The organism is Vreelandella halophila (assembly GCF_009856365.1).
Lineage (GTDB): Bacteria > Pseudomonadota > Gammaproteobacteria > Pseudomonadales > Oleiphilaceae > Halospina > Halospina utahensis_B.
In genome coordinates this window covers 17,368-42,161 of the sequence record NZ_WMEX01000010.1, presented here as the reverse complement: position 1 = coordinate 42,161, position 24,794 = coordinate 17,368, and the positions used below count along the sequence as shown (strand labels likewise).

Genomic DNA, 24,794 nt, shown 5'->3' with positions numbered 1-24,794 from the left:
GGATTCCTCTTCAGTCCTGGATAACGGCGGGGTGTGGTTTTTCCATGGCGATGTAGAGCCCGGAGCCGATAATGATCGCAGCGCCGACAAAGGTTAGCGCGTCGGGCCATTCCTGGAAAAGCCACCACCCGAAGAACACTGCCCCCAGTATCTCCAGGTACTGGACCGGCGCCAGGATACTGGCGCTGGCATGGGTGAATGCCAGGGCAATAAGCACATGGGCAAACGCGGCCAGCGCACCCAGCAGAATAAGCAGGCCCCATTCATGGGCTGTTGGCCACTGCACCCCGGTCAGGGCCGGGGTCAGCGTCTGCCCGATTCCCATCAGCATGAGCATTAGCACCGACGCAGTGAGGCTGATCATCAGCTGCAGCCGGACCGACTTCTGAAGACCGTTGGCGGCCTCTGCCCAGTGGCTGGGATCGGCACTCTCCCGCAGTGCGCGCGTTGATGTCAGGTAGGCCGCGTAGGCGGTGGCCGCGAGCAGTGGCAGAACCGTGGCCCAGCCGTAGGCCTCGATGTTGGGACGGATTACGACCAGTGCGCCGAGCAACCCGACAGTGACCGCAATCCAGCGCCGAGGAGAAACCCTCTCTTTCAGGAACCACTTTGAGAACAGGACCAGAATCAGTGGCTCGACAAAGAAAATGGCGATATTGTTCGCCAGCGGCAGATAGCTTAGCCCCCAGAACAGGAACAGAACAGCGGAAGCAACCAGGCCGCCAAGCCACCAGTCCCTGAGCTTGAGTCCCTGAAGCCGGACATTCCTGTGGCGCCACCACAGCCACAGAGGCAGGAGCAGCAGGCACTGGATCATGAAACGCGTCGTGGTGACCTGACCGATTGAGAGCGTCTGCCCAAGGACTTTGGCGATGGCATCAGAGGCGGGAATGGTCAGGACCGCGACGCTCATCCAGAACAGACCGCGCCATTGGGAAGTATCTGTCGGGTTCATGGATGCGTTCCTATAATCCGCAAGCTCCCTGCTTCATGGAACTAAAAGCGGCGATAGAGGTTCAGATTGGGTATGAATAAATGGTGGGCCTGGCTGGACTCGAACCAGCGACCAAAGAATTATGAGTTCTCTGCTCTGACCAACTGAGCTACAGGCCCGGAAAGGGGAGGTGAGGGCGCCATTCTAGCCGGAGCAGCTGGCGCCCGCCACCCGGGTCAGCCTTCGTCGATGAAGCTGCGCAGGTGATCGGAGCGGGAGGGGTGACGCAGCTTGCGCAGCGCCTTGGCTTCGATCTGGCGGATGCGCTCGCGGGTCACATCGAACTGCTTGCCGACTTCCTCGAGGGTGTGGTCGGTGTTCATCTCGATGCCGAAGCGCATGCGCAGCACCTTGGCCTCGCGCGCGGTCAGCCCGGAGAGCACACCCTTGGTCGCTTCGCTCAGGCCTTCAGCCGTGGCCGAGTCCACCGGCGACAGTGCCAGGATGTCCTCGATGAAGTCGCCCAGGTGTGAGTCCTCATCGTCGCCGATGGGGGTCTCCATGGAGATCGGTTCCTTGGCGATCTTGAGCACCTTGCGGATCTTGTCCTCGGGCATGTCCATGCGCTCACCAAGCTCTTCCGGGGTCGGTTCGCGGCCCATCTCCTGCAGCATCTGGCGGGAAACGCGGTTGAGCTTGTTGATGGTCTCGATCATGTGGACCGGGATACGGATGGTCCGCGCCTGGTCCGCGATGGAGCGGGTGATCGCCTGCCGGATCCACCAGGTGGCGTAAGTCGAGAACTTGTAGCCGCGGCGGTATTCGAACTTGTCCACCGCCTTCATCAGGCCGATGTTACCTTCCTGGATCAGGTCCAGGAACTGCAGGCCGCGGTTGGTGTACTTCTTCGCAATCGAGATCACCAGGCGCAGGTTGGCCTCCACCATTTCCTTCTTGGCACGGCGGGCCTTGGCCTCGCCGATGGAAACGCGGCGGTTGATCTCCTTGATGTCGCTGACATCCAGGCCCACGCCTTCCTCGACGTTGGCGATCTTCTTCTGCAGGCGCACGATGTCGTTGGCGCGCTCACCAATGGCCTTGGCGTACTTGCGATCGCTGCTGCCCAGCTCCTCGGCCCAGTTGAGGTTGGTCTCGTTACCCGGGAACTGCTTGATGAACTCACGGCGCGGCATGCCGCATTCCTGCACGCAGATGGCCATAACGCTGCGTTCGTGCTGGCGCACCATGTCGTTGGTGGAGCGTACGACGTTGACCATCTCGTCAAAATGGCGATTGCTCAGCTTGAAGGGCGCGAAGACCCTGCCGAGCTCTTCCAGTGCCTTCTGGGCTTCCTCGCTGGAGCGGCCGTGTTTGGTCACGGCGTCCATAGCGGTGTTCAGGCGGTCCCGCAGCATATCGAAACGCTGGCGGGTTTCCTCCGGATCCGGGCCGCCGTCGGAGCTTTCCTCGGCCTCGTCCTCTTCGTCTTCCTCTGCCTCTCCTTCGGCGCTTGCCGTGGCTTCCGAGGCGGGCTCCGGAGTCTCGGCCGCAGGGAACTGGGGTTCCTCGCCTTCGGGGTCGAGGTAGCCGGAGACCAGGTCGCTGATGCGGCCTTCGTTCTCGACAATATTGTCGTAGTTGTTGATGACGGCGGCGACGGTGCCCGGGAAGTGGGCAACGGCGGCCATCACATCGCGGATGCCTTCCTCGATGCGCTTGGCGATGACGATCTCGCCCTCACGGGTGAGCAGTTCCACGGAGCCCATCTCGCGCATGTACATGCGGACCGGGTCGGTGGTGCGCCCGGCGTCACTCTCCACGGCTGCCAGTGCGGCGGCGGCTTCGGCGGCGGCGGCTTCGTCCGCGGAGGAATCACCATCGGTGATCAGCAGGTCATCGGCGTCCGGGGCTTCTTCGGTCACCTGGATGCCCATGTCATTGATCATCTGGATGATGTCTTCCACCTGATCCGGATCAGCGATATCCTCCGGCAGGTGGTCATTGACTTCGGCGTAGGTCAGGTATCCCTGCTCCTTGCCACGAGCAATGAGATCCTTGAGTCGCGATTTCTGGGAGTTGGCTGACATAGTCACCCTTTGGGCTCGGTATTGTCTGGGGCAAGATGAATCGAGCATTATAGCCACGAGTCATCCATTCTGCCAGTCAGTGGATTCCGCTATCGGCTGTCACTTCGGCCACCAGCTGCCCGGCTAATCTGGGGACGACACCTCTGGATTTCAATGTTCGGTGTCAGTGTGTATCCCGCAGGCGGTTCTCGCGCAGGCGCTGGAGCTCCTGGCGTTCGTCTTCGGTGAGCTCACTGGGCTTGCGTCCGGCCAGTATCTCGCTGGCCTGTCGGGCCTGTTGGCGTGAGCGTGCCCGCCCGAGCATATGCCGGGCATCCGCAAGCAGTGGTTCGTGTTCCGGGAAATGCTCAATACGGTTGAACAGGCCCGCGAAGCGCTCCCGGGCCGGGGCGGAGAAAGCCATTTCCGCCAGCAGGGTACTGCGCGTCTCGATCCCGCTCTCGAGGATCCATTGCGCGAATGACTGGGCGCAAGGGTAGTGACTGGCTGCCTGCGGTACGGCCGTCACCTCGGTGGCCAGCGGTGGCTCGTAATAGAGCGCCAGAGCCAGGAGGGTATCACGGTCCAGCGCCATGGCCGGCTGGCTGGCGTGTTGCGGCTGGCCATGGTGGGGTTGGTCGGAACTGTTGCCGCGCCTGTCGCCGCGACCACCGGGTGGGCGGCGGGTGAGGCGCTGGAGTTCTTCCCAGAGCGCATCCCGGATGGCGGACCGGGGCATGCGCCGGAGCATGGGCTCCACGCGGCTGCGCAGCTCGCCCCGGTGTTCGGCCTGGCTCAGGTCCAGGCCTTCACCCTGGCGCTCGAACAGCATGCGCGACAGGGGCGTGGCGGCTTCCATGCGCCGCGTAAACGCCTCTCCCCCTTCAGTACGCACCAGTGAATCCGGGTCCTCGCCTTCCGGCAGCATCAGGAACTGGATGTGCATGCCGTCCTCAAGCATGCCCAGAAGGTTTTCCATGGCCCTGTCCGCAGCGCGATGGCCGGCGGTGTCGCCGTCAAAACAGAAGATCAGATGGTGTGAGGCGCGGAGCAGGGTCTGGAGGCTCTCTTCGTTGGTGGCGGTGCCGGAGGCGGCCACGGCATTGTTGATGCCCATCTGCGCCAGGGCGATGACGTCCATGTAGCCTTCCACAACCAGCAGTGAATCCAGCTGGCGCGAGGCCTGGCGGGCCTCGTAGAGCCCGTAGATCTCACGGCTCTTGTGGTAGACCTCGGATTCCGGCGAATTGATGTACTTGGCCTTGTCATCGCCCAGAGTGCGCCCGCCGAAGGCAACCGTGCGGCCCCTCGTGTTGCGGATGGGGAACATCAGCCGGTTGCGGAATAGATCCCGGACCTGGCCGTTACGCTCGTTCAGGGCCTTGACCGTGAGCAGGGCGCTGCGGGTTTCACCATTCACGCGTTTGGCGAGGGCGTCGCCTTCCGGTGGCGCGAACCCCAGGGCGAAGCGCTCAATCATGTCTTCGCTGACACCGCGATTGGCCAGGTAGTCCCGGGCCAGGCTGCTCCATGGATGCTCCCGGAGTGCATTGCGGTAGAAACGGGTGGCTTCCTCAAGGGCACCGGTCAGGCTCTGGCTGCGCTTCATGGTTTCACGGGTCGCCTGGTCATAGGGCACTTCAAGACCCAGGTGGGCGGCCAGTGCCTCGACGGCTTCAGTGAAACTCTGGTTCTCGTATTCCTGCAGGAACGCGATGGCGTCGCCATGGGCACCACAGCCGAAACAGTGGTAGAAACCCTTGTCCGGGCGGACGTTGAACGAGGGAGTGCGTTCGTCGTGGAACGGGCAACAGGCTTTGTAGTTGCCGCCGGATTTCTTCAGCGGGATGCGCTGGCCAATGATTTCAGCCAGATCGACCCGGTCGCGCAGGGTCTCAATGAAGGTCTGGGGGATCATGCCGGCCATGCTTCCGGGCCCCAAAGCAGGAACGCCCGCGCGAGGCGGGCGTCCGGGTGATCAGTAATAGCGTTCGAAACGCTTCTGTTCACGCTGCAGTTTCTTGAGATGACGCTTCACCGCTGCGGCTCGCTTGCGCTTGCGCACCTCGGTGGGCTTCTCATAGTGCTCACGACGACGCACTTCCGAAAGAACCCCCGCTTTTTCACAGGAGCGCTTGAAGCGGCGAAGCGCCACGTCAAACGGTTCGTTATCTCTCACTTTCACAGCGGGCATGCGAAATCACCTACCTTAAAATCCGTTGTCAGATTGATGCTCTAAAGGCACTGCCTTTTCAGGATCCGCAAGTCTACGCATTCGATCCGCTACTGTAAAGAGAGGGTGTGGCTTTCCGCTCTGGTACACTATGCCCCGTTCTTCAGGAAGCGGTGATCATGCGCGTACTCGGTATAGAAACCTCCTGCGACGAAACCGGCATTGCCCTCTACGACGGCGACGATGGCCTGATTGCCCACGCCCTGCACAGCCAGGTGGCGGCGCATGCCGCCTACGGTGGCGTGGTGCCGGAATTGGCGTCCCGCGATCACATCCGTCGGTTGCTGCCGCTGTGTGAGCGCGTCCTTGATGAGGCCGGCTGTGGCCGGGAGGGCATTGATGCCATTGCCTACACGGCGGGCCCGGGGCTGATCGGTGCGCTGCTGGTGGGCAGCACTTTTGCGCATGGCCTGGCTCGCGGGCTGGATGTGCCGGTGCTTGGCGTCCATCACATGGAGGGGCACCTGCTGGCCCCCATGCTGGAGGAGCGGGCGCCGGCGTTCCCCTTTATAGCCCTGCTGGTCTCCGGTGGGCATACCCAGCTTGTGAAGGTCGAGGCGCTCGGGCGTTACGAGCTTCTGGGCGAGTCAGTGGACGATGCAGCCGGCGAGGCGTTCGACAAGGCGGCGCGCATGCTGGGGCTGGGCTACCCGGGTGGGCCGGCAGTGGCAAAGATGGCGCTTTCGGGGACGCCGGGGCGCTTCCGCTTTCCGCGGCCGATGACCAGCAAGCCCGGCCTGGATTTCAGTTTCAGTGGCCTCAAGACCTACACCCGCAACACGCTGCGTGACGAAGCGGGCCCGGACGGTGCGGATGAGACCCTGCGTGCGGATATAGCCCTGGCTTTCGAGCAGGCCGTGGTGGATACGCTGGCGATCAAATGTCGCCGGGCTATGGAGCAGACTGGAGTGCGGCGTCTGGTGGTGGCGGGTGGTGTCGGTGCCAACCGGGCGCTGCGGGAGCGGCTGACAGCGCTTGAGAAAAGCCATCAGGCGGAACTGTTCTTCCCGCGCCTGGACTTCTGCACGGACAACGGTGCGATGATCGCCTACGCCGGCCATGAGCGGCTGGTTGCGGGGCAGCGGGATGGCACTGAGATGCTGGCCGTTCCGCGTTGGCCCCTGACCGAACTGCCCGGGCTGGAGGAAGTCCGCCTCGAGGGGCTGCGCCAGACGGCATGATCCTCAGAGGTGGTGTTCGCTGCCCTGTGCCAGGCGGACCAGGTTGTCCCGGTGACGGACGAACAACACCAGGGCAATGATGAGGAAGAGCCCGGTATGGGGAGGGTTGAGCAGGAACGCGATAATCGGACCGCTGCCGGCGGCGATGATGGACGCCAGTGAGGCGATGCGCCACTGCCGGAAGACAAGCAGCCAGATGAGCGCCATGGCGAGAATGGTGCCGGCGGCCAGCGCCAGCCCTGTCCCAAGGGTGGTGGCAACGCCCTTGCCGCCCCGGAAGCGCGAAAACGCCGGCAGCATGTGCCCGGCTATAGCGGCCAGGGCAACCGCCGCCTGGGTAGCGGGGCTGACGTCCAGGTACTGGGCCAGGGTAACCGGGGCCCAGCCCTTGAGGGCGTCGCCCAGCAGCGTGAGCCCGGCCGGCCCCGGGCCGGCAATCCGGTACACATTGGTGGCGCCGGGATTTCGGGAGCCATAGAGGTGGGGCGGCGGTGCATTGAGCAGCTGGCAGACCAGGGGCGCGAACAGGATCGAGCCACTGAGGTAGCCCAGTGCACAAAGCAAGAGTGCGAACAGCAGTTCCATCGAAGGCCCTGAACCGTAATCGGGCCTTCAGGATAATGGATCAACCCGGGAGTTGGAATGGATAGCGTTTTCATTGAGCGGCTGGCCGTTGACGCTGTGATCGGCGTCCTGGACTGGGAGCGGGCGGTGACCCAGCGTCTGCTTGTGGATCTGGAGCTCCGCTGGGATAATCGCGCGCCGGCCGCCGGGGACGACCTGACACTGGCACTGGACTACGCAGCGGTGTCTGAAGCCGTGGCGCAGTGCCTCAGGGAAGGGCGGTTCCGCCTGCTCGAAACGGCGGCGGAGCGGCTCGCGGCCATGCTTGCGGATGATTTCGGCGTCGGCTATCGGCGTATTGTGCTGCGCAAGCCCGGCGCCGTTCCCGGGGCTGAGGCCGTGGGCGTGGTGGTGGAACGGGGAGAAGGTGAATGAATCGGGTCTACATCAGTATCGGCTCCAACCAGAACACCGTGGTGAACGTCCGCGCCGCGCTGGATGCCCTTTCAGCCCGCTTCGGCGAGCTGGCCATCTCCTCTGTCTATGAGAGCGAGGCAGTGGGCTTTGAGGGTGAGAACTTCCTGAACCTCGTGGTTGCCCTGAACACCGACGAACCCGTGGGGCCGCTGGCGGAATGGCTCAAGCAGGTCGAGGATGACAATGGCCGGGAGCGCAACCGGCCCCGCTTCAGCTCCCGGACCCTGGATCTGGATGTGCTTACCTATGGCGCTCTGGTGGGTACCATTGATGGCGTGGAGCTTCCCCGCTCCGAAATCCTGAGTAACGCCTTTGTGCTGCAGCCCCTGGCCGAGATTGCGCCGGATGAACGGCATCCGGTCAGCGGGGAGCGCTACGCGGACCTGTGGCAGTCCTACGAGCGAGACCAGCGCCTCTGGCCCATCGATTTCCACTGGCAGGGCCGGCGGATCTCACCGCGAACCTGAAGCGCTGCCCTGTGCCGCCCGGAAACGGGCAATCTGGCCGGCAGTAGCGCTGTCGAACGTCATGTCGGTCTCTGGCTCACCGTTCAGGGCGGGCAGGATCTGCCCACCGATTTCCTTCCCCAGTTCAACCCCCCACTGATCAAACGGATTGATACGCCAGATGGCTGCCTGGACAAAGGTCCGGTGTTCGTACAGTGCAATCAGTGCGCCCAGCGTGGCCGGTTCCAGCCGCTCCATGGTGAGCAGGTTACTGGGGCGGTTGCCGGGGATGGCCCGATGGGGTGCCAGGCGCTGGGCCTCGTCTTCCGCCATACCTTCCGCGATCATCGCTGCGCGCACTTCCTGTTCCGTGCGCCCGAGCATGAGGGCGCGGGCCTGGGCGAGGCAGTTGGCCGCCAGCATGGCGTGATGGCCATCCACGGGGTTGTGGCTGGTCAGTGGCAGGATGAAATCCACCGGCACCAGCCGCGTGCCCTGGTGCAGCAGCTGGTGGTAGGCATGCTGGCCGTTGACCCCGGGGCCGCCCCAGATGACGGGGCCGGTGTGGTGGCTGACCGGGCTGCCGTCCAGGCATACGCTCTTGCCGTTGCTCTCCATGTCCAGCTGCTGGAGGTGCTCCGGAAGGTGGCGCAGGTAGTGGTCGTAGGGGATAACGGCCTGGGATTCCGCGCCGAAGCCGTGCATATACCACAGCCCCATCAGTCCCATGAGCATGGGCATGTTCTGTTCCGGTGGCGCCTGCTGGAAGTGTTGATCCATGGCATGGGCGCCGGCCAGAAGCTCCCGGAATCGCGGCATGCCCACGGCCAGGGCAACCGGCAGGCCAATGGCCGACCACAGGGAATAGCGCCCGCCGACCCAGTCCCACATGGGGAAGATGCTGTCCCCGGCGATGCCGAAATCCCGGGCACGGTCCGCATTGGCGGTAACGGCGGCGAAATGGTGCTGGACGGTGGTTTCGGTGCCGCCGCCGTCCAGGAACCATTGGCGTGCCACGCGGGCGTTGGCTAGGGTTTCCTGGGTGGTGAAAGACTTGGACTGGACCAGGAACAGGGTGGTCGCGGGGTTGAGTCCGGCCAGGGCCTCCCGGATGTCGCTGCCGTCCACATTGGCGACGTAGTGGCAGCGTGGATGTTCGGACTGGAAGGGCGTCAGGGCTTCTGTTGCCGTCAGCGGCCCCAGATAGGAGCCGCCGATGCCGATGCTGACCACGTCCGTGATGGTGTCGCCGTTCATGCCTCGCCACTCGCCGCTGCGGACGGCGTTGGTGAAGACCTCCATGCGCTCCAGGGTCGCCTGGATGGCGGGCATGATGTTCTCTCCGTCCACCTGGACCGGCTGGTCCTGTGGTTGACGCAGTGCGGTGTGAAGGGCGGGCCGCTTTTCCGTGGTGTTGAGTTGTTCGCCACGGAACAGCGCGTTCACCCGTTCCGGCAGACCACGCCCCCGGGCCAGGTCTGCCAGCAGACCGAGGGTCTGGTCGGTTACGCGGTTGCGGGAGTAATCCAGGATGAGGCCGGCGGCCTCGAGCGTCATGCGTGGGTAGCGCTGAGCGTCCTGTTGGAAGAGATCCTTCAGGGGCAGGCCTTCCAGCTGTGCCCGGTGATTCATCAGCGCGGACCACTCGGGCGTTTCCGTGAGTGGTGGCAGGGATTGTTGCTCGGTCACTGGCTCGTCTCCCTGAGCGATTCAGTTGTTATCGAGGGTCAGGCTGAGGTTGTCGATCAGCCGTGTCTGCCCCAGCCAGGCGGCAGCGAGAATGGTGATCCGGGTGTCCTCGTGGTTTGCCGGCTCCAGAGTGTCGGTGTTGACGATGTTGAAGTAGTCCGGATGAAAGCCTTCGCTGTCGAGCGTCCGGATGGCCTCATCCGAGAGGGTGCTGTAATCGCGGCGACCCTCCTGGATGGCGTTCCGCGCCCAGCACAGCATCTGGTACAGGCGCACTGCCCGCTCACGATCACGTTCACTGAGGTAGTTGTTGCGTGAACTCATGGCCAGCCCGTCCGATTCACGGTAGGTGGGCGCGCCCATAATCTCCATGGGCAGGCACAGGTCGCGCGTGAGCTTGCGGATGACGGCCAGCTGCTGGAAGTCCTTCTCACCGAAAACCGCCAGATCCGGCTGGACCATGTTGAACAGCAGTGTGACCACGGTCGCGACGCCGGTGAAGTGCCCGGGGCGACTGGCCCCGCAGTGCAGCTCCGTGATCACCGGCACGGTGATGTGGGTGTGGTACTCGATGCCGTTGGGGTAGACCTCGCGTACGCTGGGGGCGAACACCAGGTCGTTGCCCCGGGACTCAAGCTTTTCCTGGTCCTCCGCGAGCGTGCGCGGGTAGCTGTCGAGATCCTCGTTGGGCCCGAACTGCAGCGGGTTCACGAAGATGCTGGTGACCACAATGTCCGCCTGCTGGCGGGCTTCCTCGACCAGGGCCAGATGGCCGGGGTGCAGGTTGCCCATGGTGGGCACCAGCGCGATGCGTGCCCCGGCGTCCCGGTGGGCTCTGAGTTCGGATCTGAGATCGGAGACGGTATGGACGGTTTTCATCCGCTGAAACTGTGTTTGCTGTCGGGGAATTCGCCGTTCTTGACGGCCTGATCGTAGGCGCGTACGGCGCCCTCCACGGAGCCGCCCTCCTGCAGGAAGTCTTTCACGAACCGGGGCTTATGGCCACGGCTGATGCCGAGAATGTCCTGCAGGACCAGTACCTGGCCATCGGTATCGGGGCCGGCGCCAATGCCGATCACCGGCACGCCCACCTCGCGGGTGATGCGGGTTCCCAGTGAGGACGTGACGCACTCAAGCAGAATCACGTCCGCCCCGGCCTCGACCAGGCGGCGGGCATGGGCGACCATGCGTTCAGCCGCTTCAGCCCCTTTGCCCTGGACGCGGTAACCGCCCAGCTTGTTGATGAACTGGGGCGTCAGGCCGAGGTGGGCACAGACGGGCACGCCGCGCTCGGTCAGCTGGCGCACGCTTTCGGCCATCCAGTCCGTGCCCTCGATCTTCACCATCTGGGCCCCGGCCTGCATAAGGCGGGCGGCGTTGTGCAGGCATTGCCCGGTGGTGGCGTAGCTCATGAAGGGCAGGTCCGTCATGACCAGCGATTCGGGCTGGGCCCTGGCAACGCATTCGGTGTGGTAGACCATGTCCTCCATGCTCACGGGCACAGTACTCTCGCGGCCCTGGAGCACCATGCCCAGCGAATCGCCCACCAGCTGCACGTCAATGCCGCAGTCGCTGAGCAGGCCCGCAAAGGTGGCGTCATAGGCGGTCAGGCAGCTGAACTTCTGCCCTTTCTCGCGGTAGTCCCGCAGCGACTGGATGGTGGTGCTCATGAGCGGCTCCCGATTCCGTTTGGATCCTGCCAAGGGTAAAGCGGGCTCTGTGTTCAGGCAAGCGTGACGGGCGTCAGGCCGTTATCCGGGCATTCGCGGAGCAGGTCGTCGATGCGTCGCCCATCGGGCAGGCTCAGGTCCGGGTCCAGGTCCAGCAGTGGGCGCAGCACGAAATCCCGGTTGGGAATTTCCGGGTGGGGGACGGTGAGCTCGGGCTGCGTGATGGTCTCGCGGCCATAGAGCAGCAGGTCGAGGTCCAGCACCCTGGGGCCCCATACGCGGGTGCGGGTCCGGCCCTGCGCGTCCTCGATGCGCAGCAGCTGCTTCAGCAGTGTGGTGGCGTCCAGGTCGGTGTCGAGCCTGGCCGCCATGTTGAGGAAGTCCGGCTGGTCTGATGGGCCAACGGGGCTGCTGCGGTAGATGGGCGACGCATCCGCCAGGGTGGTCTCCGGCAGCTGGTGAAGTGCTTCCAGAGCCAGGTGCAGCTGCTGCAGGGGACTGTCCAGGTTGCTGCCAAGGCCGATCCAGGCGGTCACGCTCATGAGTTGTTCCGTGCGGGCTTGCGGCGCTTACGGCCGCTGCGTTTCTTGCCCCCGCCTCCCAGGGCGCGGAGCATTTCACGGCGCCGGTCGGCATCGGCATCCTGGTATTCCGTCCACCAGGCGCCCAGGCCCTGGGTGTCCTCGCCGGCGGCCTCGCGTACCAGCAGGAAGTCATAGGCAGCCCGGAAGCGGGGGTGCTCCAGCAGTCGGTCCGCGCGCTTGCCGCTGCGCTTGTCCAGCCGCAGCTGCAGCTCCCAGATCTCGCGCATCGGGGTACTGAAGCGCTTGGGGATGGCGGTGGCCTGGGTCTGGTTCTGGATGGTCTCGCCGGCCGCCTGCTGCAGTGCCTGGTAGGGCGGCTGGTCGGTTTCCGCCTCCTCCTGGCGCCAGGCCTGCTGCAGAGCCGGCCAGAGCAGTGCCGCATACAGGAAATAGGGGGTTATGGGTTTGTTCTGGCGGACCCGGCGATCGGTGCTGGCCAGTGCTTCCCGGATCACGCCGTCCGGCTCGCCCTCGGCGATGGCCCTGGCGGATTCCGGGAACAGGGGTGCGAACAGGTCAAAGCGCTTCAGCATGCCGTAGGTGGTCTCACCCTGGCCGGCGGTGAAGAGCTTGAGCACTTCCTCGAACAGCCGGGCCGGCGGGATGTCCTCCAGCAGGTAACTCATCTCACGGATCGGCTGGGCGGTATCCTCGGCGATGGTGAAGTCCAGCTTGGCGGCGAAACGCACCGCCCGGAGCATGCGCACGGGGTCTTCCTGGTAGCGTGTGACCGGGTCACCGATCAGCCGCAGCTGGCGGTTGTGCAGGTCCTTCACGCCGCCGGCGTAGTCGTGGACGGTGAAATCCCGGATGTCGTAATAGAGCGCGTTGACCGTGAAGTCGCGCCGGAGCGCGTCCTCTTCGCGGGTGCCGTAGACGTTGTCGCGCAGCAGCCGGCCCTGGTCGTTCACATCCATGTGTGGGTCGTTATCCGCGTCCTTGGGCGAGCCGCGGAAGGTGGTCACTTCAATGACCTCGCGCCCGAAAAGCACATGGACCAGCTTGAAGCGCCGGCCGATCAGGCGCGAGTTGCGGAACAGCTCGTGCACCTGCTCGGGGGTGGCGCTGGTCGCGATGTCGAAGTCCTTGGGGTGACCGTCAAGGAGCAGGTCACGCACACCGCCACCGACCAGATAGGCTTCGTGCCCGGAGCGATTCAGCCGGTGCAGCACCTTCTTCGCGGACTCGCTGATGTTCTGGCGTGAGATGTTGTGTTCGTCGCGCGAAATGATGCGGGGTTCATGGGGAGCGGTCCCGTTCTGCCCGCCGAGCTGGCTCAGCCAGTTCTGTACCCGTTCCAGAAAACGTCTCGCCATGGAGTCTCTTGCTGATTCTGTCTGACCCGAAAGCGCGAGTGTAACGATTCAAGCGGGCTGGCGCGAGTCCGGAGGGCGGAATCAAAACGGGGCCGCCCGAAGGCAGCCCCGAAACAGGATTCAGTCTGACAGTGTTTTTATTGTTATTCGGCGTGCATTGTTGTTCTTGTTATCGGCGCTCGACTGTTTTCGACGAACGGAACGTTTTTGCAACAGAGAGCGGAATGGCCGCTAAAAAGCTCGGCTGCCAAAACACTCAGTTCGAAGGGCATTCATTATTGTTTTTGAGCCCTTGGGGCAGCTTGTTCTTGTTGTTGGGCTGCTGCCTTGTGAGTGCGCGTTCTTGTTTTTGTTGGGCGCTTTTTCTTGTTTGGGCTGAAGTAAGCAGATGCCGTGCCAGAATTTTTACCCCTTTTTAAGACAAGGAGTTACGAAGGGGTAAGGTCTGAACAGGGATTAATGTGAAGGCGTGAACTGTTACTCACATTTTGTGTTCTACGGAGCAGCGTTTCGGACGGTAACAGTGGGTAACAGTGGCGCGCAGTCCGTCAGTGGCTGGCACTGGAACCCGGTGCGCCGGATTTCTTGCGGGGAATGCCCAGGCGCTGACGCCGTTCCCAGAGGGATTTACGGCTGATTCCCAGTTTCTGGGCCAGTTCGGTTTCGCTCATCCGGTCCTGGTTCTCCAGCACGAAGTGCTGGAAGTAGTCTTCGAGGGACAGGTCCGAGGGCGCGTCCTCCTCACGGCCATGGGGCTCGGCGGGCTGGTCGGCGCCCACCAGCCCGGTGGAGATGGCGGGTTCCTCGTCTTCCGCATCCAGGTCCAGAAGCTCCGGGGTGATGACTTCGCCATCCGCCAGGATCACGGCGCGCTCGATGGCGTTCTCCATCTCGCGGACGTTTCCGGGCCAGCGGTAACGCTTGATCAGCTGCATGGCTTCCGGCGAGAAGGTGTAACCGCGGTGGGTCATGCGGCCGCCGATCTGCTCCAGGAAGCGTTTCGCCAGCCCCAGGATGTCGTCTTCCCGGTCGCGCAGTGGCGGCAACCGGATCTGCATGACGTTAAGGCGGTAGAACAGGTCTTCCCGGAATTCACCGGTACGCGTCATGGCCTTGAGGTTGCGGTGGGTGGCGGCCACCATCCGGACGTCCACCTTCCGGCTCTGGGTTGAGCCAACGCGCCGGATCTCGCCCTCCTGAAGCACTCTTAGAAGCCTGGCCTGGGCCTCGGCGGGCAATTCACCGATTTCATCGAGGAAGAGGGTGCCGCCGTCCGCGGCCTCGATCAGGCCCGTACGGGCGGAGACGGCACCGGTGAAGGCGCCTTTCTCGTGGCCGAAGAGCTCGGATTCGATCAGGGCCTCGGGAATGGCGGCGCAGTTGACCGAGATGAGCTTCCAGGGCGCGCGGCGGTTAAGGTTGTGCAGGGCCTGGGCGGCGAGCTCCTTGCCGGTGCCGGATTCGCCGATGATCAGCACGGTGGTGTCCGTGGGCGCGACCTTGCGGAGCAGGTGGAAAACACGCTGCATGGCCGGGCAGTCGCCATACATGAAGTGCGAGGGATCGGTGTTCGAGCCATTGCCCCTCTCTGGGCCGGGCGTGTTCTCCGGTTCGGAATGCTGTGCCAGGATCCGCCCCACGCATTCGAGCATTTCACCATGATCGAAGGGTTTGGCGATGTAATCCACAGCGCCGAGTTTCATGGCATCCACGGCTGAGCGCAGGCTGGCATAGCTGGTCATGATGAGCACGGGCACGTCCGGTGCCCGGTGGATCAGGTCGGTGCCCGGCTCGCCCGGCAGACGCAGGTCCGTGATGATCAGCTGGAAGTGGTTCAGGTCGAACCGCGCCGTTGCGTCGGCAATGGAGTCCGCCCCCTCGGCCTCATAGCCGTTGTGGGTCAGCAGTTTTTCCAGGGCCGAGCGGATGACCGCTTCGTCCTCAACAATGAGTATGCGACTCATGATGGCTGATCCGTTGTCTCGTTCGTCGGGTGGGCTTCGGGAAAACGCAGCACGAACCGGGTTCCACGTCCCGTCTCCGCACTGGCCGGGCTCTCGACACTGATGGTGCCATGATGTTCCTCCACGATGCTGTAGACAAGGGAAAGCCCGAGTCCGGTGCCGCGATCCGGCCCCTTGGTGGTGTAGAAGGGGTCGAAGATGTGATCCAGGTCGCTGCTGGCTATGCCGTCGCCTTCATCGGTGACGCTCACCTCCACGCTGGCTGCCACCCGGCGGGCGTCTATCGGGATCTCCGTGCCTTCGGGCGCCGCGTCCCGGGCGTTGGAGAGCAGATTGACGAAGACCTGGACCAGACGCTGTTCGTCACCGTCGATCATCAGCCCGGTGTCGCAGTGGTTGCGGTAGGGGCTCGGGGATTCGCGGTCCGCCAGTGACAGCAGGTGGATGGCTTCATCCACGCAGCGCCGTATGCGTACCGGTGCATGGGGGTTGCTTACGCCGTCCTGGCCGGCGCGTGCGAAGTTCATCAGCGACTGCTGGATGCTGGATATCCGGTTGGTCTGGCTCAGGATCTCATCGGCGGTCTCCAGTACGCCGGGCGCCTCGGTTTCCAGCTTCAGGTTCTGGGCCAGGCAGGCGATCCCTGTTACCGGATTACCCACTTCATGGGCCACGCCTGCGGCCAGTCGCCCAACGGAGGCCAGTCGTTCGCTGTGGATCAGCTCCTCTTCCAGCCGCCGTGTCTCGGTCTGGTCCTCCACCAGGATCACGGTACCGCCCTCGGGGTGGCCGGGACCGGCAATGTCACTCTGGTGCAGGTTGAACCAGTGCGGCTGGCCACCCAGCTCGACCTGCCGGCGGTTCTGGTGCTGGGCCTCGCTGTGATGGAAGCTGCCGAGCAGTTCCCGCCAGGGGTCCGGCAACGCTCCCAGGGTGGCGCCTACGGTGCGGTCCGCCGCAATACCGGTGAGTGTCTCCATGGCATGGTTCCACATCAGGATCTCATGGTCGCTGCCCAGTGAGCAGGCAGCAATGGGGAGGTTCTGCAGGATCTGGCGGTAATGGCGGCGCAGGCTGTCCAGCTCGGCGGCGAGGCCGGTCAGCCGGCTCTTGTAGTCCTCCAGGGCCACTTCCACGAACTGGATGTCGTGCTGCGGTTCCTGGGAACCGCTCTGGGGCTTGAAGCCGAGATGGCGCTGAACAATGTCCTGGGCGATGGCCGGCCCGAGCAGCCCTGAGAGGTTGACTTCGAGCTGGTCGCGCAGCCGGCGCAGCGGGTAGGGCCTGCTCTCTGAGGCCGGCAGGTCGAGCTGATCCAGGGCCCGCTCCACTTCCCGGGTAGCCACCTCGTTGCCCAGTGGCACCGTGAGCTGGGACTTGAACTCGTCGGAGGAGGTGGCTTCCAGCTCCCGCCGTGGCGGGCGTGCCATGGCCCCGATGCTGCAGGATTCCGCGGCGCGGGCCTCGCCGTTGCTGGTGCCGGTGAGCATGGAGGTCAGCGCGAACACCAGGACATTGATGCTCAACGCCATGAAGGTGGGCACGTGCCAGCTGTCGATGTCCGAGGGCTGCATCAGGTGGAGACCCAGCCAGTCACTGGGGGCAATGCCGGTGGTGAACGGCAGTACCAGCCCCGCGAACCAGACCAGCATGCCCGCGATGATGCCGCTGATCACGCCCTTGCGGTTGCCCTCGGGCCAGTAGATGACGGCCAGCACCCCCGGCAGGAGCTGGAGCACCCCGGTCAGGGCGATCAGGCCCAGGCTGTCCAGCGCGAGATGGCGGCCTATCAGGGCGTGGAAGAGCAGGGCCGCCAGGATGATCGCCAGGATCAGGAGGCGGCGCACGCTCTGGAGCCAGGTGTAGATGCTGCGGTTTTCCGGTGGTGAGCGCAGCGGAAGCACCAGGTGGTTGAGAAGCATGCCGGACAGCGCCAGGGTCAGGACGATCGTCAGCGCGCTGGCGGCGGACAGGCCGGCCAGGTAGGCGAGTGTGGCCAGCAGCGGTGACTCCAGCACCACGCCCAGGCTGACGGCGAACAGGTCCGGGCTGCCAGCGACCCCGAGGGCGCGGGCGCTCCAGAGGACGATGGGAACCGGCAGGGCCAGGAGCAGCAGGTAGAGGGGCAGCCCCCAGCTGGCGCGCGCCAGGGCACGGGGGCTCGGGTTCTGGGTGAAGGTCATGTGGAACATGTGCGGCATGACCAGGGCGGCCGCAAAGGAAATCAGCAGCAGGGCGCGCCAGTTGCCGTCACTGAGGCGGCGCTCCAGGGCGCTGACCTGGTGGCTCTGGCCCTGGAGCCAGGTCTCCAGTCCCGCCGGACCGTTGAAAACGCTGAACAGCAGGATGACCGCGATGCTGCCCAGGGCAAGCAGTTTGACCAGTGCCTCGAAGGCCATGGCCATGACCAGCCCTTCATTGCGCTCCACGCCCTGGCTGCGGCGGGCACCGAAGAGTGCGGTGAACACGGCTGCCAGAACCGCGAAGAGGGTGGCGCTGAACCAGCGGCTGGCATCGGGGGCCAGGGTCTGGATGGCGCCGGCCATGGCCTGCATCTGCAGGCTGAGCAGTGAGAGGATGGCGATGCCGGAGCACAGTGTTACCAGCGTACCCGCCCACTGGGAGCGGTACCGGAAGGTGAACAGGTCCGCCATCGAGCTGAGCTGGTAGCCGCGCGCCAGCCTGAGGATCGGGTGCAGCAGCACTGGCCCCAACAGAAAGGCGCCGCAGAGCCCCAGGTAGTAGGCCAGGTACCCGTATCCGAAGCTGTAGGCCATGCCCACAGCCCCGAAGACCGCCCAGGCTCCGGCATAAACGCCCAGGCTCAGCACGTACACCAGTGGGTGATGGGTCCAGTGCCGGGGCAGCCAGTTGCGGTCCGTGGCGTGTGCTATGGCGAACAGAATCGCCAGGTAGAGGGCACTGATCAGCAGCAGCGTTGGCACACTAAAGCTCATCGCCGTCCCTCCGGTGATCGAGCCAGAAGGCGAGGGCGATCAGGGCGAGCCAGACCCCGAACGGCTGGTACCACGCGCTGCCGGGATCGACCCACCAGTCCATGATGTCGGGCGAGAAAATGTAGATGGCCAGTACCAGCAGGAAGACCAGACGATAGATGTACATGGTCATGCCCTCCGGAGCCTGTCCGGGTCCCAGTGGCTGATGGCCCACGCCAGCTGGTCTTCCACGGGCCTCTCATTGAGGTTCCCGGGTGGGCGGTGCGCCAGGGCGGTGAGTGCCTGGCTGATGTTCCGCGGTGCCATGGTGTCATCGATGGCGGATGCGCCCGCCTGTTTGCTCAGCTTCTGACCCCGCTCGTTACAGACCACCGGAAAGTGCAGGTAGGTTGGCGGTGTCTCTTCCAGAGCTTCGTAAAGGCAGAGGTGGGCTGGGGTGAGCTCGGCCAGGTCCTGCCCCCGGACCACCTGGTTGATGCCCTGGGCAATGTCATCCACCACCACGGCAAGGTGATAGGCGTAGAAGCCTTCCTTGCGCCGCAGTACCGCATCGTCCTTTTCCCGCACCAGCCTCAGGGGCTGGTCGCCCAGCACACGGTCATACCAGTGCCCGTCATGCGCCTCTACCGGAAAGCGCAGAGCAAAGGGCTCCGGCTGGTTCCAGTCCAGCCGCTCGCGGCACCGCCTGGGGTGCTGGCCCCCATGGGCATTGAGTTCACTGCGGGAGCAGGGGCAGGGGTAGAGTTTGCCGGCCTCCCGGAGCCGGATCAGGGCAGCGTCATAGGCCTCGCTGCGCTGGGACTGGTACCAGGGGGACTCATCAGGGACCAGCTGGTGGGCCGTGAGGGTATCCAGAATGCGCTGTGCGGCGCCGGGGGCCTCGCGCAGCGGGTCAATGTCCTCAATGCGGACCAGCCAGGTGCCATCATGCGCACGCGCGTCCAGCCAGCTCGCCAGTGCCGCGACCAGCGAGCCGAAGTGGAGTGGCCCTGTGGGCGATGGGGCAAAACGGCCGCGGTAGGCCATGACAGCGCCTGGGATGGATCAGACGCCAGTCTGTTTTTCCCGGATCTCGGCCAGGGTCTTGCAGTCGATGCACAGGGTTGCGGTCGGGCGCGCCTCCAGCCGCCGGATGCCGATCTCCACGCCACACTGGTCGCAGAAGCCGTAATCGTCCTTGTCGATCCGGTCGATGGTCTTGTCGATCTTGCGGATCAGCTTGCGTTCGCGGTCACGGGTGCGCAGCTCCAGGCTGAATTCTTCTTCCTGGGTGGCACGGTCGCTCGGGTCCGCGTAGTTCTCGGCGTCCTCCTGGAGGTGGTGTACCGTGCGGTCCACTTCCTCCATCAGCTCCTGTTTCCAGCCGAGCAGGATCTTCCGGAAATGCTCCAGCTGCTCCTGGTTCATGTACTCTTCATCATCGCCCGGCTGGTAGGGCTTGAAGTCGGCAAAGTCGTTCTGAACAGCGGGTTCATTCTTCGACATAATGGTTACCCCTTTCGAGTCGCAGCCGGCCTGGCGCCGGCGACTGACCTTCGGCATCATTGCCGCAATTCCGGATTGGCCACGCCATCCGCTCTTTATAGAAGATGCGGGGCATGGCAGGCAAGATTGCGAAACGTAGCAGATAACATCTGGGGGAGCTACCCATGGAATTCGATCCACCACTGACGCCCGGAATCCTGGTGCGTCGCTATAAGCGCTTTCTGGCGGATGTGACGCTGGATTCCGGTGAAACGGTGGTGGCGCACTGCCCGAACACAGGGTCCATGATGGGCTGCGATGCGCCGGGAAGCCGGGTCTGGCTGAGTCATTCCGATAACCCGAAGCGCAAGCTGTCCTGGACCTGGGAGCTGGTGGAGACAGGCTCTGGCGGTGAGGTTGCCTGTATCAATACCGCACGCGCCAATACCGTGATGGGGGAGCTGTTGAATGGGGCGCGACCCGGGGTGTTGACCGGCTATGACCGTGTGCGCCCGGAAGTCCGCTATGGCAGTGAGAAGAGCCGGATCGACTGGCTTCTGGAGGACAGCACCGGACAGCGTAGACCGGTCTGGATCGAGGTGAAGAACGTGACCCTGGCGGAGGGGAGTGTTGCGTACTTTCCGGATGCGGTTACGGCGCGGGGGCAGAAGCATCTCCGCGAGTTGCAGGGGCGGGTGGAAGCCGGGGACCGGGCCATGCTGCTGTTCTGTGTCAGCCATTCCGGTGCCCGGGAAGTGCGGCTGGCCGAGGGTATCGATCCGGTGTATGCGCAGCTGTTGCGCGAGGTGGTTGATAAGGGCGTGGCGTGTCGGGCCTGGCGGATGACCATGACCCCCGAGGCCCTGGAGCCGGGCGGGGAGGTGAGTGTTGTTCTATAGGGGTTGCCGCGCGCAGGAGCCACTCCTGCGCGCGGCTGGGCCTGTCAGGAAACACTTTCCGGTTCCGGGGCGTTCTGCTGGGCCTGCTGTGCGTAAGTGAGGTAGTCGGTGTAGCCGTGGGCGCTGCCTCCGTACATCGTTGCCGGATCCACTTTATTCCAGGGCAGTTCATGCCAGATGCGATGGGGCAGGTCCGGGTTGGCGATAAAGGGCTTGCCGAACGCGAACAGATCACCATAGCCCGCCTCAAACATGCGCAGGGCCTTTTCCGGCGTATAGCGCCCGGCAAAAATCAGAGCGCCGCTGAACGCATCCCTCAGAGCCTGGCAGAAGCTGTCTGGCAGTTCGGGGGCATTATCCCAGTCCGCCTCGGCAATCGAGATGTAGGCGATGCCCTGACGGTCCAGCATCCGTGCCGCTTCCACATAGGTTTCCTGGGGGTCGGATTCAACCAGCCCGAGATAGACGCGCTCTTCGTCCGTGCTTTCGAACAGCGGTGAGAACCGGACGCCGAGGCGGTTGGCGCCCACTTCCTTGGAGACGGCACTGACCACTTCTTCCAGGAAGCGCAACCGGTTGCGCAGGCTGCCGCCATACTGGTCGCTGCGCTGGTTGCTGTGTTCCGAGATGAACTGGTTGACCAGGTAGCCATTGGCACTGTGGATCTCCACGCCGTCAAAGCCGGCTTCCATGGCATTGCGCGCCGCCCGGGCGTATAACTCAACCATTTCGCCAACCTCATCCGTGCTCAGGGCACGGGGGTCGTCGGAATCAGTGATCTTGCCTTCACCGGGCCCTGTTTCAACAAACACCTTAACGGTTTCGTTGCGGATGGCGGACGGCGCCACCGGAGCTGCCCTTTCCGGTTGCAGCGAACGGTGCGATATCCGGCCCACATGCCAGAGCTGGCAGAAGATCGTACCTCCTTCGGCGTGAACGGCCTCGGTGACCTTTTTCCAGCCCTCAACCTGCTCCGGGGTGGAGATACCAGGCGTCCAGGCATACCCCTGGCCACGCGGCTCGACCTGGGTGCCTTCCGAGACCATAAAGCCGGCGGAAGCCCGCTGAGCGTAGTAGGTTGCCATCATGTCATTGGGGATGTTGCCCGGCTGGGTGCTTCTGGAGCGCGTCAGCGGTGGCAGCACGATGCGGCTTTTCAGTGTCAGATCACCGAGGCGCACTGATTCAAAAAGCGATTCAGTATTCATGGTTCTGGGCCTTTTCAGTGGAAGGTACATTGACGCAGCAGCATCTCGACCCTGCCGATGTCCTGTTTGTTCAGGACCTGGCGCGGAACGCCGAGTCGTCGTTGGATGGCTGCGATGACGGGCACAAGACTAAGGGCGTATGATCACAAACAGAAACAGTAATTTTTGGTGAGAAATACAAACATGAGTGGTATTGGCAATATCGACCTGAAGCAGTTGCGTGTGCTGAGGGCGTTGCTTAAAGAGAGAAGCCTGACGCGGGCCGCCAGTCAGATGGGGATGACGCAGCAGGCGGTGAGTGCGCAATTGAACAAGTTGCGGGAGGTTTTCCAGGATCGCCTTTTCCTGCGCTCACGCCAGGGTGTTGTACCAACGCCATTGGCGCAGGAGCTCGAACCGAGGGTGAAGGCTGTCTTTGACAGTATTGAGCAGTTGATTCCCCCAGAGCGGTTTGATCCGGCAAGTGTGCAGGGGACCTATGTCATATCCGCGACTGACTATGCGGTGGAGGTGGTGTTGCCTGAGCTGGTCGCCAGGGTCAGGCAGCAGGCGCCGGGCCTGAAGCTGATCGTTCGTCAGTTCGAGAGCGACCGTCTGCACGCCATGCTGGCCTCCGGTGAGCTGGACCTGGCCCTGACGTTCCCCGCCTTCGCGCCGGAAAGCTGCCAGAGCAAGCTGCTCTTCTCGGAGTATCACATCTGCGTGGCAGGGAATGACTCGCCATTGCATGAGCGCAAGCTGACCATCGGAGATGTGGCTGAGTTGCCACAGCTCATTGTCTCGCCGACGCGGGCCAACCTGATTGGTTCCGCTGACAGCTGGTTTGCCAGCAAAGGGTACGGACGGAATATCGTTATGTCCGTCCCGAGTTTCTCTGCGGCCCCAACCTGCGTTGCATCCAGCGACTGTGTCGCCTTCCTGCCCTCAAGGATTCTTCCCCATCCGCTGGTAACCCCCATCGATCTGGAGGAATCACCGCCCTGTTTCGATGTTATTGCCGCCTGGCATCCGCGTACCGACCAGGATCCCCTGCAGCAGTGGGTGCTCTCCCTTCTGCAGGAGGCGTTTCCAGGCCAGGCTTGAAGGTAATGGCCGCCTCCGGGCTAGCCCCTGGTGTTGTAGCGCATGCGGGTGCCGTGGTTGAGCGACATCACGATCTCATCGGCGGCTATGGCTCGGGGGAAGAAGCAGCCTGAGATCTTGGTGTGGGCAATGCTGGCCCCTTCCATGGCGGTCTCGCTGAAATCAATGCCGCGCAGATCCGCTCCCCGGAAATAGGCGTGGCGGAGATCCAGGTCCTTCGCATTGAGGCCGCGCAGGTCGAGACCGCGGAAATCGCCATAGGCGAAGCTCGGAAGCTTTTCCAGCTTGTCCCGGGCCTCATTGAAGGCCTGGATGTTTTCGTCGCGCAGCGCCTGATAGAGCGGGTCGTCGATACTGCGGGCCAGATCTTCTTCCATTGTTGTCCGTCCAGTGTTATCCGGGCTTCTGGCCCCAGTATAGTTGTTTGCCCGCTGGCTGCCACGTGCGTGGTGATCAGTGGCCGCGTGGTCCGGGGTCCAGGGCACGGATCAGTGCCTCCAGGGCACCCGGGGTGTGGGTGTGGACATGGATGGTGTGGCTGCGTTCGCTTTCACCGATGGGGTCCGCACTGCCCAGCTGCTGATCGAGGACCGCTTCGTCCGCCTCGGAAACCTCACCGCTGCGGCGGGCCCGTTCGCGGATGCGTTCACGCAGAACGGATTCCGGTGCCTCGCAGGCGATCAGTACGAAGGGAACACCCAGCGATTCCGCTATCTCCGACAGGCCATCCCGCTCTTTCTGGTGCAGCGCCGCGGAGTCCACGATGACCGGGTAGCCGGTCGCCAGCGCGCGATGGGCCAGCGCCTGGAGCCGCTGGTAGGTCTGGCGTGTGGCGTCCTGGGTGTAGATGCCGGCATCCTGCGCGGAGTTGCTGGATTCGGTTGGCCCGAGCCCGAAAAGGCGTTTGCGCTCCACATCGGAGCGCAGCCGGATCATGCTGAACTGTTCCGCCAGCGCGGAACTGAAACGCGACTTGCCGCTGGCGGAAAAGCCGGTGGTGGCTGCCAGCCAGGGCTGGGGGATCATGGAGTAGCGCTCGGCCAGCTCCGCGTAACGCCGGTACCGGTCCAGGTTCTGCTGTTCGGCCTCGCTGGAATCCGCGGGGCTGAGCAGTGCGATCTTGGCACGCACCATGGCCCGGTAGGCGCTGAACAGGCGCAGCAGTGGCAGGGCCTCATAGTCGTCGCTGTGTTCCAGGTAATGGTTGAGCACCCGGGCCGACCATGCGGGATGGCCGCGGCTTTCCAGGTCCATGAGCAGGAAGGCGAGATCGTTGGCGGTGTCAATCCAGCGGAATTCGGGATTGAACTCAATGCAGTCGAAAACAGTGATCCGGCCCTGGAAGAGGGCGATGTTGCCCAGGTGCAGGTCGCCATGGCACTCACGGATCCGTCCGTCGGCCAGCCGCTGCTGCAGGCGTTCGCGCTGTTGCTCAAAGGTGTCACGGATCCATTCCAGCAGGGCCTGTGCCTGCTGGCGGTCGCCGGCCTCCTGCAGGTGCTCCAGGGCGGTGGTGACGTTGTCCACCATCGCGTCCCTGAGGTCATCGGTGTTGGCCATGGGGCTGTCCGGTGGCAGCGACGGGACTGAGTCGTGGAAGCTGGCGACGCGTTCGGCGAGTTCATCCAGCTGCTCCGGTGTCAGCTCGTTCCGCTCGCTCAGCCGGTCCAGGGTCTGTTCCGGGTCGAACTGGCGCATGCGCACCGCATAGTCGATGGGCGTGCCATCACCATTGATCGCCGGTGACTCCGGGCTGCCCGTGATGGGGACGACCGCCTCGTAGACCGGTTCCGCCAGCCGCCGGTTGAGGCGCAGTTCCTCCTCGCAGTAATGCCGGCGGGCGCTGAGCTCGCGGAAGTCCAGGAACCCCAGATCAAGAGGCTTCTTGATCTTGTACACATAATCGCCGGTCAGCAGCACCCAGGAGATGTGCGTTTCGATCAGGCGGATATCACTGACCGGGTGGGGGTAGCATTCCGGGGTCTGTAAGGCACTGATCAGCCCTGATTCCATTCCACAGCTCCTGCAGAGGTATTCAGTAACATCATAACGGGGACGT

23 protein-coding genes and 1 tRNA gene are annotated in these 24,794 nt (G+C 63.8%); 5 read left to right on the top strand and 19 right to left on the bottom strand.

The annotated features are described in order from the left end of the window. Positions 1–10: 10 nt before the first annotated feature. The 5 genes from GLW01_RS14810 to rpsU form a co-directional block, all read right to left on the bottom strand. The gene (locus GLW01_RS14810; protein ID WP_160899580.1) at positions 11–955 is read right to left on the bottom strand and encodes a DMT family transporter; all 945 of its coding nucleotides are present in this window, start codon (positions 953–955) and stop codon (positions 11–13) included. Between the two features lie 81 nt (positions 956–1,036). After that, positions 1,037–1,113 (bottom strand) — tRNA-Ile (locus GLW01_RS14805). Between the two features lie 57 nt (positions 1,114–1,170). Next, positions 1,171–3,021 carry an RNA polymerase sigma factor RpoD gene (rpoD, locus tag GLW01_RS14800; protein ID WP_151441465.1) on the bottom strand — a complete coding sequence of 617 codons (1,851 nt, stop codon included), beginning with the start codon at positions 3,019–3,021 and terminating at the stop codon, positions 1,171–1,173. Positions 3,022–3,184: 163 nt separating this feature from the next. Further along, on the bottom strand, positions 3,185–4,927 hold the full coding sequence (gene dnaG, locus GLW01_RS14795) for a DNA primase (RefSeq protein WP_151441464.1): 1,743 nt from the start codon (positions 4,925–4,927) through the stop codon (positions 3,185–3,187). 51 nt (positions 4,928–4,978) lie between these two features. Continuing rightward, positions 4,979–5,194 (bottom strand): 30S ribosomal protein S21, encoded by a 216-nt coding sequence (gene rpsU / locus GLW01_RS14790; protein WP_077529332.1) that lies wholly within the window; start codon positions 5,192–5,194, stop codon positions 4,979–4,981. A 158-nt stretch (positions 5,195–5,352) separates the two neighbouring features. On the opposite strand from rpsU, the gene tsaD reads away from it, so the two are divergent. Then, complete coding sequence (gene tsaD, locus GLW01_RS14785; RefSeq protein WP_160899579.1) at positions 5,353–6,414, top strand: tRNA (adenosine(37)-N6)-threonylcarbamoyltransferase complex transferase subunit TsaD; 1,062 nt, start codon at positions 5,353–5,355, stop codon at positions 6,412–6,414. 3 nt (positions 6,415–6,417) lie between these two features. Here tsaD and plsY read toward each other — a convergent pair whose 3' ends face one another. After that, on the bottom strand, positions 6,418–6,999 hold the full coding sequence (gene plsY / locus GLW01_RS14780; protein ID WP_151441462.1) for a glycerol-3-phosphate 1-O-acyltransferase PlsY: 582 nt from the start codon (positions 6,997–6,999) through the stop codon (positions 6,418–6,420). Between the two features lie 57 nt (positions 7,000–7,056). Between plsY and folB the strand changes: the two genes are divergently transcribed. After that, positions 7,057–7,413 (top strand): dihydroneopterin aldolase, encoded by a 357-nt coding sequence (folB, locus tag GLW01_RS14775; RefSeq protein ID WP_160899578.1) that lies wholly within the window; start codon positions 7,057–7,059, stop codon positions 7,411–7,413. Further along, entirely contained in the window at positions 7,410–7,922 is a 513-nt protein-coding gene (gene folK, locus GLW01_RS14770; RefSeq protein ID WP_160899577.1) for a 2-amino-4-hydroxy-6-hydroxymethyldihydropteridine diphosphokinase, read from the top strand. The genes folB and folK (GLW01_RS14770) overlap by 4 nt, the downstream gene beginning before the upstream one ends. Here folK (GLW01_RS14770) and pgi read toward each other — a convergent pair. The 10 genes from pgi to dksA form a co-directional block, all read right to left on the bottom strand. Continuing rightward, positions 7,908–9,590, bottom strand: coding sequence for a glucose-6-phosphate isomerase (gene pgi / locus GLW01_RS14765; RefSeq protein WP_340162466.1), 1,683 nt, complete (start codon positions 9,588–9,590; stop codon positions 7,908–7,910). The two genes, folK (GLW01_RS14770) and pgi, sit on opposite strands and share 15 nt — an antisense overlap. A 21-nt stretch (positions 9,591–9,611) precedes the next feature. Beyond that, a complete protein-coding gene (panC, locus tag GLW01_RS14760; protein ID WP_160899576.1) occupies positions 9,612–10,469 on the bottom strand; it encodes a pantoate--beta-alanine ligase in 858 nt (285 codons plus the stop codon). Continuing rightward, positions 10,466–11,260, bottom strand: coding sequence for a 3-methyl-2-oxobutanoate hydroxymethyltransferase (gene panB / locus GLW01_RS14755; protein ID WP_160899575.1), 795 nt, complete (start codon positions 11,258–11,260; stop codon positions 10,466–10,468). Before panB ends, panC begins: the two co-directional genes overlap by 4 nt. Positions 11,261–11,313: 53 nt before the next feature. Next, positions 11,314–11,802, bottom strand: a complete 489-nt coding sequence (folK, locus tag GLW01_RS14750) for a 2-amino-4-hydroxy-6-hydroxymethyldihydropteridine diphosphokinase (protein WP_160899574.1) — start codon at positions 11,800–11,802, stop codon at positions 11,314–11,316. Then, on the bottom strand, positions 11,799–13,160 hold the full coding sequence (gene pcnB / locus GLW01_RS14745; RefSeq protein ID WP_160899573.1) for a polynucleotide adenylyltransferase PcnB: 1,362 nt from the start codon (positions 13,158–13,160) through the stop codon (positions 11,799–11,801). The genes folK (GLW01_RS14750) and pcnB overlap by 4 nt, the downstream gene beginning before the upstream one ends. A gap of 548 nt (positions 13,161–13,708) precedes the next feature. Next, complete coding sequence (locus tag GLW01_RS14740; RefSeq protein WP_160899572.1) at positions 13,709–15,124, bottom strand: sigma-54-dependent transcriptional regulator; 1,416 nt, start codon at positions 15,122–15,124, stop codon at positions 13,709–13,711. Further along, positions 15,121–18,081: an ATP-binding protein gene (locus GLW01_RS14735; protein ID WP_160899571.1), complete on the bottom strand. Its 2,961-nt coding sequence runs from the start codon at positions 18,079–18,081 to the stop codon at positions 15,121–15,123. The genes GLW01_RS14740 and GLW01_RS14735 overlap by 4 nt, the downstream gene beginning before the upstream one ends. Beyond that, the gene (locus tag GLW01_RS15550) at positions 18,071–18,247 is read right to left on the bottom strand and encodes a hypothetical protein (protein WP_192497396.1); all 177 of its coding nucleotides are present in this window, start codon (positions 18,245–18,247) and stop codon (positions 18,071–18,073) included. The genes GLW01_RS14735 and GLW01_RS15550 overlap by 11 nt, the downstream gene beginning before the upstream one ends. 2 nt (positions 18,248–18,249) lie before the next feature. Further along, positions 18,250–19,107, bottom strand: coding sequence for a tRNA glutamyl-Q(34) synthetase GluQRS (gluQRS, locus tag GLW01_RS14730; RefSeq protein WP_160899570.1), 858 nt, complete (start codon positions 19,105–19,107; stop codon positions 18,250–18,252). Positions 19,108–19,125: 18 nt separating this feature from the next. Further along, positions 19,126–19,566 carry an RNA polymerase-binding protein DksA gene (gene dksA / locus GLW01_RS14725; protein ID WP_077529412.1) on the bottom strand — a complete coding sequence of 147 codons (441 nt, stop codon included), beginning with the start codon at positions 19,564–19,566 and terminating at the stop codon, positions 19,126–19,128. Between the two features lie 164 nt (positions 19,567–19,730). Between dksA and sfsA the strand changes: the two genes are divergently transcribed. Continuing rightward, positions 19,731–20,444, top strand: a complete 714-nt coding sequence (sfsA, locus tag GLW01_RS14720) for a DNA/RNA nuclease SfsA (protein WP_160899569.1) — start codon at positions 19,731–19,733, stop codon at positions 20,442–20,444. Positions 20,445–20,488: 44 nt separating this feature from the next. Here sfsA and GLW01_RS14715 read toward each other — a convergent pair whose 3' ends face one another. Next, positions 20,489–21,652 (bottom strand): alkene reductase, encoded by a 1,164-nt coding sequence (locus GLW01_RS14715; protein ID WP_160899568.1) that lies wholly within the window; start codon positions 21,650–21,652, stop codon positions 20,489–20,491. Between the two features lie 183 nt (positions 21,653–21,835). Here GLW01_RS14715 and GLW01_RS14710 point away from each other — a divergent pair, with 183 nt between their 5' ends. Continuing rightward, positions 21,836–22,735 (top strand): LysR family transcriptional regulator, encoded by a 900-nt coding sequence (locus GLW01_RS14710; protein WP_151441450.1) that lies wholly within the window; start codon positions 21,836–21,838, stop codon positions 22,733–22,735. 20 nt (positions 22,736–22,755) lie between these two features. Here GLW01_RS14710 and GLW01_RS14705 read toward each other — a convergent pair whose 3' ends face one another. Together GLW01_RS14705 and GLW01_RS14700 are read right to left on the bottom strand one after the other, a co-directional pair. Then, on the bottom strand, positions 22,756–23,112 hold the full coding sequence (locus GLW01_RS14705; protein WP_151441449.1) for a pentapeptide repeat-containing protein: 357 nt from the start codon (positions 23,110–23,112) through the stop codon (positions 22,756–22,758). A 76-nt stretch (positions 23,113–23,188) separates the two neighbouring features. Beyond that, positions 23,189–24,748 (bottom strand): AAA family ATPase, encoded by a 1,560-nt coding sequence (locus GLW01_RS14700; protein ID WP_160899567.1) that lies wholly within the window; start codon positions 24,746–24,748, stop codon positions 23,189–23,191. Positions 24,749–24,794: the final 46 nt, after the last annotated feature.

Coding starts and splice junctions, on each gene's coding strand:
- GLW01_RS14810 (WP_160899580.1), bottom strand. CDS start 955: ATGAACCCGACAGATACTTCCCAATGGCGCGGTCTGTTCTGGATGAGC.
- rpoD (WP_151441465.1), bottom strand. CDS start 3,021: ATGTCAGCCAACTCCCAGAAATCGCGACTCAAGGATCTCATTGCTCGT.
- dnaG (WP_151441464.1), bottom strand. CDS start 4,927: ATGGCCGGCATGATCCCCCAGACCTTCATTGAGACCCTGCGCGACCGG.
- rpsU (WP_077529332.1), bottom strand. CDS start 5,194: ATGCCCGCTGTGAAAGTGAGAGATAACGAACCGTTTGACGTGGCGCTT.
- tsaD (WP_160899579.1), top strand. CDS start 5,353: ATGCGCGTACTCGGTATAGAAACCTCCTGCGACGAAACCGGCATTGCC.
- plsY (WP_151441462.1), bottom strand. CDS start 6,999: ATGGAACTGCTGTTCGCACTCTTGCTTTGTGCACTGGGCTACCTCAGT.
- folB (WP_160899578.1), top strand. CDS start 7,057: ATGGATAGCGTTTTCATTGAGCGGCTGGCCGTTGACGCTGTGATCGGC.
- folK (WP_160899577.1), top strand. CDS start 7,410: ATGAATCGGGTCTACATCAGTATCGGCTCCAACCAGAACACCGTGGTG.
- panC (WP_160899576.1), bottom strand. CDS start 10,469: ATGAAAACCGTCCATACCGTCTCCGATCTCAGATCCGAACTCAGAGCC.
- panB (WP_160899575.1), bottom strand. CDS start 11,260: ATGAGCACCACCATCCAGTCGCTGCGGGACTACCGCGAGAAAGGGCAG.
- folK (WP_160899574.1), bottom strand. CDS start 11,802: ATGAGCGTGACCGCCTGGATCGGCCTTGGCAGCAACCTGGACAGTCCC.
- pcnB (WP_160899573.1), bottom strand. CDS start 13,160: ATGGCGAGACGTTTTCTGGAACGGGTACAGAACTGGCTGAGCCAGCTC.
- GLW01_RS14740 (WP_160899572.1), bottom strand. CDS start 15,124: ATGAGTCGCATACTCATTGTTGAGGACGAAGCGGTCATCCGCTCGGCC.
- GLW01_RS14735 (WP_160899571.1), bottom strand. CDS start 18,081: ATGAGCTTTAGTGTGCCAACGCTGCTGCTGATCAGTGCCCTCTACCTG.
- GLW01_RS15550 (WP_192497396.1), bottom strand. CDS start 18,247: ATGTACATCTATCGTCTGGTCTTCCTGCTGGTACTGGCCATCTACATT.
- gluQRS (WP_160899570.1), bottom strand. CDS start 19,107: ATGGCCTACCGCGGCCGTTTTGCCCCATCGCCCACAGGGCCACTCCAC.
- dksA (WP_077529412.1), bottom strand. CDS start 19,566: ATGTCGAAGAATGAACCCGCTGTTCAGAACGACTTTGCCGACTTCAAG.
- sfsA (WP_160899569.1), top strand. CDS start 19,731: ATGGAATTCGATCCACCACTGACGCCCGGAATCCTGGTGCGTCGCTAT.
- GLW01_RS14715 (WP_160899568.1), bottom strand. CDS start 21,652: ATGAATACTGAATCGCTTTTTGAATCAGTGCGCCTCGGTGATCTGACA.
- GLW01_RS14710 (WP_151441450.1), top strand. CDS start 21,836: ATGAGTGGTATTGGCAATATCGACCTGAAGCAGTTGCGTGTGCTGAGG.
- GLW01_RS14705 (WP_151441449.1), bottom strand. CDS start 23,112: ATGGAAGAAGATCTGGCCCGCAGTATCGACGACCCGCTCTATCAGGCG.
- GLW01_RS14700 (WP_160899567.1), bottom strand. CDS start 24,748: ATGGAATCAGGGCTGATCAGTGCCTTACAGACCCCGGAATGCTACCCC.